Raw genomic sequence first — 14,680 nt, forward strand, 5'->3', positions numbered from 1 at the left:
CTTTTTGTCTTCTTAGAACTCTTTTTTCCAATCGTCTTCTTTGAAGCCGACCAGATGAACATTTTCGCCAATCACAAACGGGCGTTTCACAAGCTTGCCATTTTCCGAAAGCAGCTTGATCGCCTCCGCTTCGCTCATTGAAGGAAGTTTTTCACTGAGCTTCATCTCTTTGTACATCACACCGGAAGTGTTAAAGAGATTGCGAAGATTGCCGCCACGTTCTTTCAGGGCGGCCAGCATTTCCTTCAGCTCTTTTTGAGTGGGCGCTTTGTCGACGATGGGCAACTTGTCGTATTTAACTTTTTTGCCATCGAGGAACTTCAAAGCCTTCACGCAAGTGGAGCACTTGGCGTATTCGTAAACTTTAAGCATGACTCTTCACCAGCCAACCGCACATCTTATACAAAATACGTGCGCCGACATTGCCGTCCCACTCGACCTCTTCTTCGGACAGGCCGCCAGTGGAAACTTCGTTCAGGTCAAAGGCCACGATCTTGCGACCGGAGGCATGAACTTCGCGGAACAGGAAGAACACCTGATCCACGCTCAAACCGCCCGGAACCGGAGTCCCTGTGTGAGGGCAGAACGCCGGGTCCAGTCCATCAATGTCAAAAGAGATATACACATTCTGAGGAAGCTCTTTGATGATGTCTTTGCAGACTTGTTCCCAGGTTTCGCCTTTGAGCATGCGGCGCTTTAGTTCCAGGTCGTAGAAGGCCTTGATGTCTTCGCGGGAGTTGCTGAAGTCGTATTCTTCCTCGCAGAAGTCACGGATGCCGACTTGAACCAGCTTCTGAGGCTTTTTAGCATCAGTCATCACGTTGTACATGATGGAAGCATGAGATTGTTTGAATCCTTGGTAGGCTTTGCGAAGATCGGCATGGGCGTCGATGTGCAAAACACCGAACTCACCTTTGTATTTATCGCTGACGGCACGGATGGCCCCCAACGGGGTGGAGTGGTCGCCGCCCACTAGCCCCAGAAGTTTACCTTTTTTCAGGACGTCTGAGCACTGGTCATAGACCCATTGGCTCATCTCTTCGCAGGCTTCGTTGACCTGAGCGGCCAGTTTATTCATTTTGGCTTCGTCTTCGCTGAGATTTGTTCGCATTTCGATCAATTCCTGAGCCACAGCTTTGAACTTGTCGTTCATAGTGCACAGGTCTTCCGGGAAATCGCGCATGTGGTAGCCGACCTCGTAGGCTTTACCCACTTCGATGTCGAAAAGATCAATCTGTTCACTGGCTTGGCGGATGATTTTTGGGCCGCGAGAGGCGCCTTCGCCATAGGACGTTGTCACTTCCCAGGGAACAGGGACCAAGACGACTTTGGACTCTTCTTCGGTCATAGGAATTCCGAAGATTCCGAACTCTGCAGAGATGGTGGTTGTGGGATCAAATTTCGTAGTCTTTTCAGACATTTTTTACTCCTTAAATCAGCCCCAATGGTATAGCATTTAAGCGCGGCGTCAATCGAGCAATAACTTGATTATTTTTGTCGCATAACCCATTTTAACCCAACTTTGGGAACCACTTAAATTCCCAGCGAAATTCCTTGGAGGATACACAATGAATATGAAGGGACTCCTGGCTCTTGTATTGAGCTCAGCTTTGACAGCTCCCGCTTTTGCAGCCGCACCAAATGCGAACGCACCAAAAGGCGGAAATTTCGTTTTCAATCTTGGCGGTGAGCCTCCGACGGTTCATCCGATCACAGCAACAGACGCTTACTCACGTTATGTTCAAAACTACGTGTGTGACGGCATGGCGACTCGTGATAGCGAAACTTACGACTGGAAACCACGTCTTGCTGAAAAGTGGGAAATCTCCAAAGACAATAAAGTATTCACGTTCCACCTGCGCAAAGACGCAGTTTTCCACGACGGCACGCCAGTCACGGCTGACGACGTGAAATTCTCTTTCGACGCGATCTTTGAGCCTAAGTACGAAGCTGCTCACTTGCGTCCGTACTATGAAGGTTTGACGAAAGCCGAAGTTATCGACGCTCACACAATCCGTTTCACGGCTCGTGATCTTTACTTCAACAACTTCGAATCTGCGGCGACTTTGACTGTAATCCCTAAGAAGATCTACAGCGATGTTGAAAAGTCCAAAAAAATGAACCGCCAGCTTATCTGCGCGGGTCCTTACGTTCTTTCCAAGTTTGACCGTGGTCAGCTGATCTCTTTGAAGAAATTCGATAAGTGGTACGGCAACAAAGACGTTGCATACGCTGGTATGTACAACTTCGACACGATCACAATGCGTTTCTACAAAGATGAAAACGTAGAGCTTGAGCGCGCGAAAAAAGGCGAGCTTGATTACCTTGATCTGCGTGTTGAAGCGTTCATGAAAAAAGCGGTGGGTGCTCCTTGGGGCAAAACCATCATCAAGAACAAAGTTGAAAACAGCGCGCCGAAATCCTACGGTTTCATCGGCTGGAACTTCCGCAAAGATTTGTTCCAGGACAAGAACGTGCGTGTGGCTTTGGCTCACTTGTTGAACCGCGAAGAAATGAACAAAAAGTTCCGTTACGGCATGTCTGATCTTGCTAACGGTGCGATCTACCTTCGTTCTGAGTACAACCCAGGTAACAAGGCTTTGGAATTCAATCCGAAGAAAGCTCAAGAACTTTTGGCTAAAGCTGGCTGGACTGACAAAGACAAGAACGGTGTTCTTGAAAAAGAAGTTGGCGGCAAAAAGATGGAATTCAAATTCACTTTGATCTACCCATCTAAAGACACTGAAAAATACTACACCATGTACCGTGAAGACCTGAAAAAAGCGGGTATCGACATGGATCTTAAGTACTTGGAATGGAACTCTTTCCTGAAGCTGGTTGACGAAGGGAACTTCGACGCTGTGACTATGGCTTGGGGTGGTGGTTCTGTAGATCCAGATCCTAAACAAATCTGGCACTCCGCAAGTGCGGTTGCCGGTGGTTCTAACTTCATCGCTTACAAAAACCCTGAAGTGGACAAGCTGATCGACCAAGCTCGCGTTGAGCCAAATAAAGCAAAACGTGTTGCTGCACTTAAAAAGGTTTACGCGAAGATCGCTGAAGATGCTCCTTATGCGTTCCTGTTCAACGATAAGTATGCATTTTATGCAAATTCCTCTCGTATGGGGAAACCTGCAGATACCTTCAAATATGAGATCGGTAGAGACTACTGGTGGTTGCAGGCTAAATAGCCTTTGCCCTGCGCAATCATAATTAATTTTTTACCAGAAGGCGTACAATGTACGCCTTCTTTCTTGCGCCTCATCGAAATTAGTATTACAGCGTAACTGTCTAATCTGTAATCGAATGCATATTGTGGGAGTAAGGCCTTGATCGTTTACCTGATTCGCCGATTGTTATTGATGATTCCGACTTTTTTCGGAATTACCATCGTCACCTTTGCGTTGATTAACCTCGCTCCAGGAAGCCCTATTGAGCAGAAGCTTCAAGCCATCCGCTTCGGCGCTGCCGGTGGTGGTGGGGGCGGCGGCGGTGGAGGCGGGATCAACACCCGTGGCGACACCTCCGTGAATGAAGAAGTTATCGAGGCTTTGAAAAAACAATATGGCTTCGATAAGCCCATCCACGTTCGTTATTTTATCTGGGTAAAAAACCTGGTTCGCATGGACTTCGGTGAAAGCTTCACCTACCAGGAACCGGTGATCGACGTTATCAAAAGTAAATTCCCGGTCTCCCTGCAGTTTGGTATTGCCTCTTTGCTTTTGACCTATCTGGTTTGTATCCCATTGGGGGTTCGTAAGGCCATCAATGCGGGCGGGGGGTTCGACCGCTGGACAACCATTATTCTGAATCTGACTTATTCTATTCCGCCGATTGTTTTGGGTATTTTCCTGATCGTGGTTTTGGCGGGTAAGTTGAATTTGTTCCCTTTAGGCGGCTTGCACTCCGACGACTATGAGTCCCTGACGACTTGGGGTAAAATCGTGGACCGCGCCCATCACTTTGTATTGCCTTTGATCTGTTACATGATCGGCGGCTTCACGGAGCTTTCCACTTTGATGAGAAACTCCATGCTGGATGTGATCAAGTCCGACTTCGTTCGTACGGCACGTGCCAAGGGTCTGGCTGAAAGAGTGGTCGTCTTCAAACATGCTCTTCGTAATGCCTTGATCCCGATTGCCACAGGTTTGGGCGGCTTCTTTGGTGCCTTCCTGGCGGGCTCTCTGATCATCGAACAGATGTTTAACCTGGATGGGATTGGTTTGCTGGGCTATCAGTCCGTTTTGTCCCGTGACTATAACGTGATCATGGGTCTGACCTTTATTTCATCCATGTTGTTGATGTTGGGCCGTATTTTCAGCGACATCATTTACGTTCTTATTGATCCAAGGATTGACTTCAAATGATCGAAAAATATCTTATCCGCAATGAATTGACGTTGAAGAGATATAAGCGATTCAAGCGCGATCGCGTGGCTGTGGTCTCTTTCTGGATTTTGATGGCGATGTTCTTCGTGAGCTTCACTGCAGAACTTTGGGCGAACAATCATCCCCATGTTTTGAGCTATCAGGGTAAATTGTATTTCCCACTATTTAAGGACTATCACCCAACTGCCTTTGGCCGTGATGACATCTTTGTGATGGACTATCGTGAGCTTGAAATGAAAGAGGGCGACTGGGCAGTCTGGCCTCTGATTCAGTGGGACCCTTATGAGGCCAATAAAATGGTCGACACTTACCCATCTCCTCCAACCAAGATCAACTGGATTGGAACTGATGAAAGTGGTCGTGACGTCTTGACTCGTCTGCTTTACGGTTTCCGCTATACGATGTTGTTCTCTATCGGGTGCTGGATTGTCACTTATGCCATCGGTATCACGATGGGGGCCCTGATGGGTTATCTGGGCGGCAAAGCCGATTTGTTCGGTCAGCGTATCGTTGAGGTTGTGGAAAGTATTCCGATCCTGTTCGTATTGATCACAGTGATCTCGATCTTCAACCCAAGCTTGCCATTGTTGGTTGTGTTCTTCTCTGTCTTTAGTTGGACAGGAATTTCTGCTTACATGCGTGCCCAGTTCCTTTCTTTGAGAAAGCGTGAATACGTGGAAGCGGCCCGCGCGATTGGTGCGGACCACAAGCGTATTATTGGTAAACACATCCTTCCGAACGGTTTGACGCCGATTGTGACCTTTGCGCCGTTCTTTATCGCCGGTGGGGTGAACACGTTGTCCTTCCTGGATTATCTGGGGTTGGGTCTTCGTCCTCCGACACCAAGCTGGGGTGAGCTGCTGGCTCAGGCCCAAAAATGGTTCACGATTGCAGAGTGGATCGTTTGGGGTCCGATGGTGGCGATTGTTTTGACTCTGACCTTGTTGATCAATATCGGTTTCGCAGTCCGCGACGCCTTCGATTCAAAAATGTAAGGCAAAACAGTCTTATTTTGGTGCAAAATAAAAACAGATTTGATGATGTGGGTGAACGAAAGTTCACCCATTTTTTTTGGAAAAAGGTGCCTGGTTGTTTTTTCTGGCTAAGGCGCGTCAGCATCCCAGTCCAAAGGAGTTTTAGATGAAATACATGGCTTCCATTTTAGTTGTTCTTGGATTCTCGGCTTCCCAAGCGCAGGTGTTAGGGGAGTTGAAGGGCTCAGGTTCTATGACGGCTTCTTACGAGCGCCTAGATGGCAGCTATGAAAACATGGATTTAAAGTGCACGGTGGCTTTAAACTACCACCAGTCCGCCGAGAAAGTGGAGTTGGATTTTTCTTTCTATGACTGCAACCGCCTTGGTGGTTGGAATGATCTGCCGGTGTCTTTGAAGGTTCAAGGTGGTTCCTTGGTGGATGCCCAAGGGAAGGAGAAAGGTCGTATTCTGGCGGATGGAACAGTCGAGTTCACAGCCCACACTGACTCTACAGTCCAGTATCAGGACACGCAGTATGATTTCGACTGTCGTCCTTATTCAACCAGTCGCAAGACTTTGCGTCTTGATACAGTCACTACTTATTCCTTTGCCAAGTCCGCGGATGGTTATCGTTTTACCCGCAAACAGTCTCAGGATCGAGTAGCTTATAAATCAAAAAAAGACTACGCTCGCTGCCCGGCTGTGATCATTCCGACCAAGATGAAATCCAGCAGTTCCTTTGTGGCGACGATTCAGTAATGTCAGAGCGAGAATAAATTCTATGTTGAGGGACTTATAGAGTTCCTCAAAGGTTTCCACGGGACGATGATTTTTCTGGAAAAAGAAAAAGGGCTTCGTAAGAAGCCCTTTTTTATTGGGAACTTAAAATTCTTCTTACTCAGCCTCTTCCAGGTACGTGTAACCGGAAAGACCTTCTTCATAATGTTTGATCAGAAGTTTGGCTTCCTGCTTGGTGATGGAGCCCTTCTGGATACTTTCCTCCGTCGCCTGACGAACGCTATCAACCATTTCAGAGCGGCCGTACTGAACGTAGGAAAGAACCTCTGTCACAGTGTCACCAGGAACGTAGTGGTCAATGGTGTAGCCCACGCCGTTCAAAGAGATATGAACCGCATCAGTATCCCCGAACAAGTTGTGCAAATCGCCCAGGATCTCTTGGTAAGCACCGGTCAGGAACACGCCCAGATAGTACTGCTGTCCATCGGTGAACTGATGCAAGCGAATGGTCTCTTTCGGTTCGCCGGAAGCTGTGTCGATGAATTTTTCGATCACACCGTCAGAATCACAAGTCAAATCCGCCAAAGTCGCTTCACGCTTGGGTTCTTCACCCAGACGGTGAATAGGAATCACCGGGAACAACTGACCCACTGCCCAGGAATCCGGTACAGACTGGAACACAGAGAAGTTGGAGAAGTAAGTGTCGCACAGCTCTTTGGAAAGGGCGGCCACGATGTCTTCACAGTCTGGAGTGGCTTTTGCCAGCTTCACCATTTTGGTCGCGATTGCAAAGTACATGGATTCACACCATGCACGCTGCTCAAGGCTCAAGACGCCGTAAGTGAACAACTGCAGAGTTTCTTGTTTGGCCTGTTCCAGGTCATTGAAGCACTCGTTGATATTGTCTTTGTTCACCTTTTCAAAGATGTACTGCATGTCCTGCATGATGGAATGATCGCCTTTCGTCGCGGGACGAGGCGGTTCATGGCGGTGAAGATCGTTCACGCCCATCACGTTAAACACCAAAACCGAGTGGTGAGCCACCAGGAAGCGGCCGGATTCTGTCACGATGTTTGGATGTGGAATGCCTTTTTCATCACACAGAGTCTGAAGTACAGACACGATGTCGTTGGCGTATTCCTGCTCAGAATAGTTCACAGAGCTGTCAGAGTGGCCAGAACCATCATAGTCCACGCCCAAGCCGCCGCCCACGTCGATGTACTTCAGGCCTGCGCCCATTTTGTACAGCTCAGTGTAGAAGCGTGCGCCCTCTTTCAAAGAGGACTTGATGGACTGGATCTGAGGCACCTGAGAACCGATGTGGTAGTGCAGAAGTTCCAGGCAATCCAACATGCCCTCATTTTTCAGGAACTCCACACCTTCGACGATTTCTGTGGAAGTCAGACCGAATTTGGAGCGTGCACCGGAAGAATCAACCCATTTACCCGCGCCTTGAGTGTTGAGCTTTGCGCGGAAGCCGATTTTTGGACGAGTGTTGAACTTCTTCGCCACGTCCACGATCATTTTCAATTCTTCTTTACGATCCACCACGATGATGGTGTTGCGGCCCAGTTTTTGGGACAAGATCGCCGTTTCAATGTATTCCCAGTCTTTGAAGCCGTTGCAGATAATCAACGCGTCTTCGGTGTTCATCAATGCCAGAACCACCAGAAGTTCCGGCTTGGAGCCCGCCTCAAGACCCATGGAATAACCTTTACCGTACTTCACCAGTTCCTGAACCAGGTGACGTTGTTGGTTCACCTTGATCGGGTAAACGCCACGGTATTGGCCTTTGTAGCCATGATCGGCAAATGCCTTTTGGAAGCAGCCGTTCAGAAGCTCCACGCGGGATTTAATAATTTCCGGAAAACGAATCATGATAGGAACGCGAATACCGCGGTCCAAAAGATCTTGGGTCAGCTCATGCAGGTCCACAGTTGGACCGTTCGCCCCCATAGGAGTGACAGCAACATTGCCTGCGCTGTTAATTCTGAAATAACCGTTGCCCCAGTTGTTGATCCCATAAAGCTCAGCGCTTTTTTCAGGACTCCAATTAGACATCTCTTTTGGCCCTCACGACTAGGGGGCCCGGATAAAGGACCCCATGTTGTTTTTCAGGGGTCCTTTTCGGTAAAAGAACCCAGTTATTTAACGATCAAATTCAAAATCTTCCCGGCTTTGTAAATCACCTTGTCGGGATTTTTGTCACCAAGAACAGAAGCCACCTGAGGAACGGCTTTCGCCGCCGCCACAGCCTCTTGTTCAGAAGCTGCCACGCCAATTTCGATCGTGCCGCGCATTTTTCCGTTCACTTGCACGCCGATAGTCACAGTGTCATCAGCGCACAGGGTGTTATCATATTTTGGCCATGGAGCCAAAGCGCAAAGTCCTTCGCCATTCATTTTTTCCCACAATTCTTCAGCCAAGTGCGGAGCAAACGGCGCCAGAATCTGGACCAGAGGTTTCAGAGCCAAAACCGAGCGGCATTCTGCACGGTAAAGTTCGTTCACCAGAATCATCATGGCACTGATTGCCGTGTTGAAACTCATGGATTCAATGTCTTCTGTGACTTTTTTAATCGTTTTGTGAACTAATTTCTCAATCTCCGGAGTCAAAGCTTCCTGAGTTGCCACCAACTGGCCATCGTCGTTGACCACCAGGCGAGTGATACGATCCAGGAAGCGTTTGACGCCGTCAATACCGGTCGGAGCCCAAGGCTTGTCCTTGTCCACCGGACCCATGAAGCTGATAAAGGTTCTCAAAGCATCAGCCCCGTGAGAGCGCGCAATGTCCTCTGGAGAAATCACGTTTCCACGGGATTTCGACATTTTCTCGCCATCGGGCCCCAGGATCATTCCCTGGTGAGCCAGTTTTTGGAAGGGTTCATCGTGGGTTACAAGGCCGCAGTCGAAAAGAACCTTTGTCCAGAAGCGGGCATACAGCAAGTGGCCGACTGTGTGCTCGGGGCCACCGACGTAAAGATCCACCGGCATCCAGTACTTTTCAGCCTCGGGGCTGAAAGGAGCTTCCGTGTTGTGAGGATCAATATAGCGCAGGAAGTACCAGGAAGATCCTGCCGCTCCTGGCATGGTGTCAGTTTCACGGCGACCTTCTTTGTCGCCATCCATGTATTTCACCCATTCAGCATTGCGGGCCAACGGAGCTTCGCCAGTGTCAGCCGGTTCGTAGTCTGCCACTTCAGGCAGAACCACAGGAAGCTCGTTCAAAGGAACACCCTTGGAGCCGTCCGCAAAGTGAACAATCGGGAACGGTTCACCCCAGTAGCGCTGACGGCTGAACAGCCAGTCACGCAGTTTGTACTGAACTTCGCGCACACCCAGTTTGTTCTGCTCAAGGTAGTCGAGCATTTTTTTGATGGCTTCTTGCTTGTTCAGGCCATTCAGGAATTCAGAGTTGATCATGACGCTGTCGCCTTCAAACGGCAGTTGATCACTTTCCAGAACACTCTTGATTGGGATATTGAACTTGGTTGCGAACTCAAAGTCGCGGGCATCGTGACCGGGAACGGCCATGATGGCGCCCGTGCCGTAGTCCATCAGAACATAATCGGCGATCCAGATTTCAATCTTTTCGCCCGTGATGGGGTGGATGGCATGAGCCCCGGTGAAAACACCGGTTTTTTCAGTCGTGGCTTTACGGTCCACTTCTGATTTTTTGGCAGTTTCAGCAATATAGTTTTCCACAGCCGCGTATTGTGGCTGAGAAGTGATCTTTTTCACCAGAGGATGTTCCGGTGCCATCACCATAAAGGTCACTCCGTACAGAGTGTCCGGACGAGTGGTGAAGACTTCAAAGGTTTCGGGGTCTTCAGAAACCTGGAAGGTGATGCGCGCGCCTTCGGATTTGCCAATCCAGTTGCGCTGACCTTCTTTGGTTCTTTCCGGCCAGTCCAATTTGTCCAGATCATTCAAAAGACGTTCGGCATAGTCGGTGATCTTCAGCATCCATTGTTTCATCGGAACACGGATCACCGGGTGACCGCCGCGCTCGGATTTGCCATCGACAACTTCGTCGTTGGCCAAAACCGTTTTCAAAGCCGGGCACCAGTTGACAGGAACTTCTTTTTGATAAGCCAGTCCACGCTCGTAAAGTTTCAGGAATATAAACTGAGTCCATTTGTAGTAATCAGGCTCACAGGTGGAAATCTCACGACTCCAGTCGAAGCTGAAACCAAAGGTCTGCAAAGTTTTGCGGAAGCTGTCGATAGCTTTGCGAGTGGTGATAGCCGGGTGAACACCCGTTTGGATGGCGTATTGCTCTGCCGGCAAGCCGAAGGCGTCATATCCCATCGGATGAAGAACATTGAACCCGTTCACGCGCTTGTAGCGAGAGATAATATCCCCTGGGGTGTAAGAGGCCATGTGACCCACATGTAATCCAGAAGCAGACGGATAAGGGAACATGTCCAAGGCATAGTACTTCGGCTTGGAACTGTTTGTTTCAGCCTGAAACGCTTTCGCGTCCGCCCATCTTTTCTGCCACTTTGCTTCGTATTCGGTGAAGTTCAAACTCATAAAAACATCCTTCAAAATTCAAAGAAAAACACCACAACCATAAATAACGAAAATCCCAAGACAATTCAACGAATAAGCCCGCACAAGACCGCATAAAAACACCCGACAAAAAATCACAGAAAATTTAAGAATCCGCCCAGTCTTAAGTCTGCGTAAGAAACAAGGTCGCCGCGCCGGAGAAGGGCTGTGGGAGGGGCTCCGTCGCAAGTTCCGCAGTGATCCCAGACCACTTAACTAACAGGCCCACCAACGAGCCGCAAAACCATCTCGAAGCCCTAAAGCAGCAACGAGCGAGGATCAAAAGGCCATGATGGCCTTTTGAAGCGTAAGCCCCGAAGGGGTGATTGGCAGGAGGCCAGTCACATTGTCCGAAGCGCCGGAGCCCCTCCCACAGCCCTTCTCCGACCGGTCCCCGACCGAAGTCCGCTTCTGGTCTAATGATTAGAAAATCGTCTAAACAATTCCCGGAACTAACCGATCAGTATTCCAAACGTTACACTGGTATGTAGATGAGTTTTGAAGTCAGCCCCAAACAACCTAAAAGTCGCCGTATCCTGGTGATCGACGATGACAAAGACAGCCTGGAGATTCTCCTGGAGCCTTTGCGTTGGGAAGGCTATGACGCTCGTGGTGTGACGACGGAAGCCGAAGCGCACAAGCTGATCGAATCCTGGATTCCTCACATTGTGATTCTTGACTGGATGGCGCCGTCGATGGCGGGTTTACGGGTTTTAAAATCCGTGCGTGAGCGTTTGTCTCATGTTTCCTGCGTTTTCGTCTCTGAAAACTCCAGTACTGAAGCTATTATCGAAGCCCTGGACTCTGGGGCGGATGACTATATCGTGAAGCCTTTTGTGCCGCTGGAGCTGCTGGCACGCATTCGCTCGCAGTTGCGAATTCGTGATCTGCATGAACAGCTTCTTTTTGCTAATGAAAAACTCAAGGAACTTGTGGATACGGATGACCTGACGGGTCTGTACAACATGCGTTCGCTGTATCAACGTCTGGACTTCGAGCTGGAGCGGGGACGTCGTTTCCATCGTGATGTCTGCGTGGTGATGATGGACATGGACTATTTCAAAACCGTGAATGACGGTCATGATCATTTGTTCGGAAGCTACGTGCTGTCCGAAGTGGGCAAGATCATTCGTGCCAACACCCGCAATATTGACATCCCGGCCCGTTACGGTGGGGATGAGTTCCTGATGGTTTTGACAGAGACCAACCACGCCGGAGCGATGTATTTCTGCGAACGTTTGCGCGAGAATATTGAAAAGACGACCTTCCGTAATGGGGAAGACTCCATGAAGCTGACGGCGTCCCTGGGGTTTGCAATCACGGTTCCTGGGGAAAATATCAGTGCCCGTGAACTGGTTCGTCGTGCGGACCATGCTCTTTATGAATCCAAACGCGCGGGCAGAAACCGTGTGGCTTTCTACAAACCCGAAACGGCCCCGGTGGTCGAGCTCAAATCAGCAGCGGCGATGAAGCGTCGTAAGGCTGCGGGCTAATATCTATTGACCTTCCTGGGGGGATCTACGAAAACCCTCATATATGAATAAAGCAATGCCATCTTCTTCAGATAAAGTTCGTTCGCGCGCGGCCTGGGTGTCGGCGGTAGCCAGTGTATTGATTTTCAGTCTGAAAATTGGGGCCTACAAAGTAACTGGCTCGGCAGCGGTCTTGTCAGATGCTCTGGAAAGCATTGTGAATGTGATTGCCGCGGTGGTGGCTCTTTTTGTGATTCGTTTTGCCGCGCAACCGGCGGACGCAAATCATCCTTACGGGCATGGCAAAGCTGAATACTTTTCGTCAGCATTTGAAGGTGGGATGATCTTTTTTGCAGCGATCATGATCATCGGCGAAAGTGCCAAAGCGTTGCTTTTTCACGAACCTCCACAAGAGCTGGAAACTGGTTTGCTGATTGTGGGTGGTGCAGCAGTTTTGAATCTGATTCTAGGGTTTTATCTGAAAACGGTGGGGACTCGTCATCATTCTGATGCCCTGAAAGCCAGTGGGTCTCACGTTTTGTCGGATGTATGGACCACCGTGGGTGTCATGGTGGGCTTGGGCCTGGTGCTTTTGACGGGGCTTGAGTGGCTGGATCCGGTCATTGCCATTGTCGTGGGCTTGCAGCTGGCGTATTCCGGCTTCAAAATTGTACGTGAATCGCTGGGTGGGTTGCTGGATGCGCAGGATCTGGGATCCTTGGAGCTTCTGGCTGAGGCGATCAGAAAGAACCGGGTCCCTGGAGTCATCGACATTCATCATATGCGTGTGATCCGCTCAGGGCGTTTCCACCACGTGGATGCTCACATGGTGGTTCCGGAATATTGGGATGTGGCTCAGGTTCACGATATGACCCAGGAGTTTGAGGCTCGTGTGGTCAAGGACTATGAGTTTGATGGAGAGCTGGCGTTTCACTTGGACCCTTGTAAAAAATCCTTTTGTGCTCACTGTGATTTGGCTCAGTGCCCGATTCGTTTGCAGCCGTTCCAGTCTCTGGCCGACTTCTCTGTGAAAAGCTTGACCGATGACCCGGGGCCGACTAATCAAGGGACCCATGACGACTCAGGCTCCAAGAAGACAAATTAATATCACAAAAGACCTACCGAATCAGAACGCTTACACTTTGGCTTTGAATGGGGAATATTCCCATGTGGCCTTTGATGAACTGCGTGCGCCGCTCAACAAGGGCAAATGGCGCTCTGATGTGTTTAAGGCAGACGCCAAGATGCCAATGGATGTGGAAGTGGGGACCGGAAACGGGACTTACTTTGCCCATCACGCCAAGACTCATCCGGATCGTCTTTTGGTGGGCCTGGAGTTGAAATACAAACCTTTGATTCAAAGCATCCGCCGCGCGGTGAACGCGGGCTGCACGAATGCGGCGATCACACGTTTTCATGCCTTCAACATTGATGAGCTGTTTGAAGAAAACGAAATCGACAACGTGTACATTCATTTCCCGGATCCTTGGACGTCTCCGAAGAAGCCGAAGAACCGCTTTGTGTGCAAACAGAATCTGGAGCTTTTGTATCGTCTGCAGAAGCCGGGCTCTTACATCAACTTTAAAACAGATTCTTTGGTGTACTTCCTGTGGGCGATGGATGAAATCCGTCAGTCCCCGTATGAGATCGTTTTTGAAACTCAGGATCTGCACAATTCAGAAATGAAAGAGCAGAACTTCGAAACCGCTTTTGAAAAGATCTTCCTGCGTGAAGGTATCAAGATCAATTTTGTCCGTTTAAGAAACAACCGCACTGTCTAGGCCCCTGGGGCTGGGTCCAGCGTCGTTTGGCAGATTTAAGATTTTGTCGTGATAACAGGCTATACTGAGACCTCTGCAAGGGGGTCTTATGAGATGGATTTTATTGGGGCTTCTTTTGTCACCATCGGCTGAAGCCGCGATTGTCAGAGGCTCTGAATACCTTATACCGGCTGAGCCCTCCGTATCCACCCTGCGCAGTTCAGCGCTTCCTTGCTACAATCAAAATCAGAAGGGTCTTACGGCCCGGTTGCGGCTTTCATACATCGAAGGTGACCGCTGCGCCTTGCCGAAACCAACAGAGGCTCGGCGTCTGGATCGTCCTGATCACGAGCCGGAAGATCCGGGCATTCCCTTTAAGAAGCGGGATCTTTAGCTGACAGCACAAGTGGCGTCAAAACTTGTCAGACTTTGAAGCCTACCAATAAGTGGTGTCCACGGTGATGTCGCCCAGAACCTGCGTCTGACAACTGATGCGGACATCCTTGGGGATGTTGTTGGTTTCCCTGAGAAAGTTCTCAGTGGGGTTCTCCGGGGTCAGATTCTCTTTTCCTTCCACGATAATGACTTTGCACTTCGCACAAACGCCATCGCCATCGCAGCTCGAGGCGACGGGGAGTCCCGCATCCAGCAACGCCGTCATCAGGATGGTTTGCGAGGGAACCTCAATAGGTGCGTGAATGTTCTTTTTAAAGGAAATCAAGGGCATAGCCGATTGTAGCTGACGCAGCCCAAAACGTGCAAAGAACTAATGAAAAGGGTCCTATTTGTTGATA

13 protein-coding genes are annotated in these 14,680 nt (G+C 49.6%); 8 read left to right on the plus strand and 5 right to left on the minus strand.

Annotated features, from left to right (window positions below; genetic code table 11):
* Positions 1–12 precede the first annotated feature (12 nt).
* Both ACZ5ZV_RS02340 and ACZ5ZV_RS02345 read right to left on the minus strand, forming a co-directional pair.
* Entirely contained in the window at positions 13–372 is a 360-nt protein-coding gene (locus ACZ5ZV_RS02340; protein WP_464119837.1) for an arsenate reductase family protein, read from the minus strand.
* On the minus strand, positions 365–1,420 hold the full coding sequence (locus tag ACZ5ZV_RS02345) for an agmatinase family protein (protein WP_464119838.1): 1,056 nt from the start codon (positions 1,418–1,420) through the stop codon (positions 365–367). Before ACZ5ZV_RS02345 ends, ACZ5ZV_RS02340 begins: the two co-directional genes overlap by 8 nt.
* A gap of 148 nt (positions 1,421–1,568) precedes the next feature.
* On the opposite strand from ACZ5ZV_RS02345, the gene ACZ5ZV_RS02350 reads away from it, so the two are divergent.
* From ACZ5ZV_RS02350 to ACZ5ZV_RS02365, 4 genes are all read left to right on the plus strand, one after another.
* A complete protein-coding gene (locus tag ACZ5ZV_RS02350; protein ID WP_464119839.1) occupies positions 1,569–3,191 on the plus strand; it encodes a peptide-binding protein in 1,623 nt (540 codons plus the stop codon).
* Between the two features lie 138 nt (positions 3,192–3,329).
* Positions 3,330–4,367, plus strand: a complete 1,038-nt coding sequence (locus tag ACZ5ZV_RS02355) for an ABC transporter permease subunit (protein ID WP_464119840.1) — start codon at positions 3,330–3,332, stop codon at positions 4,365–4,367.
* Positions 4,364–5,383: an ABC transporter permease subunit gene (locus ACZ5ZV_RS02360; protein ID WP_464119841.1), complete on the plus strand. Its 1,020-nt coding sequence runs from the start codon at positions 4,364–4,366 to the stop codon at positions 5,381–5,383. Before ACZ5ZV_RS02355 ends, ACZ5ZV_RS02360 begins: the two co-directional genes overlap by 4 nt.
* A gap of 145 nt (positions 5,384–5,528) precedes the next feature.
* Positions 5,529–6,122 carry a hypothetical protein gene (locus tag ACZ5ZV_RS02365; RefSeq protein WP_464119842.1) on the plus strand — a complete coding sequence of 198 codons (594 nt, stop codon included), beginning with the start codon at positions 5,529–5,531 and terminating at the stop codon, positions 6,120–6,122.
* Positions 6,123–6,257: 135 nt separating this feature from the next.
* Here ACZ5ZV_RS02365 and speA read toward each other — a convergent pair whose 3' ends face one another.
* Both speA and leuS read right to left on the minus strand, forming a co-directional pair.
* Positions 6,258–8,162: a biosynthetic arginine decarboxylase gene (gene speA / locus ACZ5ZV_RS02370; RefSeq protein ID WP_464119843.1), complete on the minus strand. Its 1,905-nt coding sequence runs from the start codon at positions 8,160–8,162 to the stop codon at positions 6,258–6,260.
* Between the two features lie 83 nt (positions 8,163–8,245).
* Positions 8,246–10,636, minus strand: coding sequence for a leucine--tRNA ligase (gene leuS / locus ACZ5ZV_RS02375; protein WP_464119844.1), 2,391 nt, complete (start codon positions 10,634–10,636; stop codon positions 8,246–8,248).
* A gap of 509 nt (positions 10,637–11,145) precedes the next feature.
* Between leuS and ACZ5ZV_RS02380 the strand changes: the two genes are divergently transcribed.
* The 4 genes from ACZ5ZV_RS02380 to ACZ5ZV_RS02395 all read left to right on the plus strand — a co-directional run bounded on the left by ACZ5ZV_RS02380 (position 11,146) and on the right by ACZ5ZV_RS02395 (position 14,280).
* Positions 11,146–12,147 (plus strand): GGDEF domain-containing response regulator, encoded by a 1,002-nt coding sequence (locus tag ACZ5ZV_RS02380; RefSeq protein ID WP_464119845.1) that lies wholly within the window; start codon positions 11,146–11,148, stop codon positions 12,145–12,147.
* A gap of 43 nt (positions 12,148–12,190) precedes the next feature.
* Complete coding sequence (locus ACZ5ZV_RS02385; RefSeq protein WP_464119846.1) at positions 12,191–13,231, plus strand: cation diffusion facilitator family transporter; 1,041 nt, start codon at positions 12,191–12,193, stop codon at positions 13,229–13,231.
* Positions 13,200–13,907, plus strand: a complete 708-nt coding sequence (gene trmB, locus ACZ5ZV_RS02390; RefSeq protein WP_464119847.1) for a tRNA (guanosine(46)-N7)-methyltransferase TrmB — start codon at positions 13,200–13,202, stop codon at positions 13,905–13,907. The genes ACZ5ZV_RS02385 and trmB overlap by 32 nt, the downstream gene beginning before the upstream one ends.
* A gap of 88 nt (positions 13,908–13,995) precedes the next feature.
* The gene (locus tag ACZ5ZV_RS02395) at positions 13,996–14,280 is read left to right on the plus strand and encodes a hypothetical protein (protein ID WP_464119848.1); all 285 of its coding nucleotides are present in this window, start codon (positions 13,996–13,998) and stop codon (positions 14,278–14,280) included.
* Positions 14,281–14,322: 42 nt separating this feature from the next.
* Here ACZ5ZV_RS02395 and ACZ5ZV_RS02400 read toward each other — a convergent pair whose 3' ends face one another.
* Positions 14,323–14,613 (minus strand): 2Fe-2S iron-sulfur cluster-binding protein, encoded by a 291-nt coding sequence (locus tag ACZ5ZV_RS02400; protein WP_464119849.1) that lies wholly within the window; start codon positions 14,611–14,613, stop codon positions 14,323–14,325.
* Between the last annotated feature and the right edge of the window lie 67 nt (positions 14,614–14,680).

The sequence above is a fragment of the Bdellovibrio sp. HAGR004 genome, assembly GCF_055397015.1.

Coding starts and splice junctions, on each gene's coding strand:
- trmB (WP_464119847.1), top strand. CDS start 13,200: ATGACGACTCAGGCTCCAAGAAGACAAATTAATATCACAAAAGACCTA.
- ACZ5ZV_RS02400 (WP_464119849.1), bottom strand. CDS start 14,613: ATGCCCTTGATTTCCTTTAAAAAGAACATTCACGCACCTATTGAGGTT.
- leuS (WP_464119844.1), bottom strand. CDS start 10,636: ATGAGTTTGAACTTCACCGAATACGAAGCAAAGTGGCAGAAAAGATGG.
- ACZ5ZV_RS02365 (WP_464119842.1), top strand. CDS start 5,529: ATGAAATACATGGCTTCCATTTTAGTTGTTCTTGGATTCTCGGCTTCC.
- ACZ5ZV_RS02340 (WP_464119837.1), bottom strand. CDS start 372: ATGCTTAAAGTTTACGAATACGCCAAGTGCTCCACTTGCGTGAAGGCT.
- ACZ5ZV_RS02360 (WP_464119841.1), top strand. CDS start 4,364: ATGATCGAAAAATATCTTATCCGCAATGAATTGACGTTGAAGAGATAT.
- ACZ5ZV_RS02395 (WP_464119848.1), top strand. CDS start 13,996: ATGAGATGGATTTTATTGGGGCTTCTTTTGTCACCATCGGCTGAAGCC.
- ACZ5ZV_RS02350 (WP_464119839.1), top strand. CDS start 1,569: ATGAATATGAAGGGACTCCTGGCTCTTGTATTGAGCTCAGCTTTGACA.
- speA (WP_464119843.1), bottom strand. CDS start 8,162: ATGTCTAATTGGAGTCCTGAAAAAAGCGCTGAGCTTTATGGGATCAAC.
- ACZ5ZV_RS02345 (WP_464119838.1), bottom strand. CDS start 1,420: ATGTCTGAAAAGACTACGAAATTTGATCCCACAACCACCATCTCTGCA.
- ACZ5ZV_RS02380 (WP_464119845.1), top strand. CDS start 11,146: ATGAGTTTTGAAGTCAGCCCCAAACAACCTAAAAGTCGCCGTATCCTG.
- ACZ5ZV_RS02385 (WP_464119846.1), top strand. CDS start 12,191: ATGAATAAAGCAATGCCATCTTCTTCAGATAAAGTTCGTTCGCGCGCG.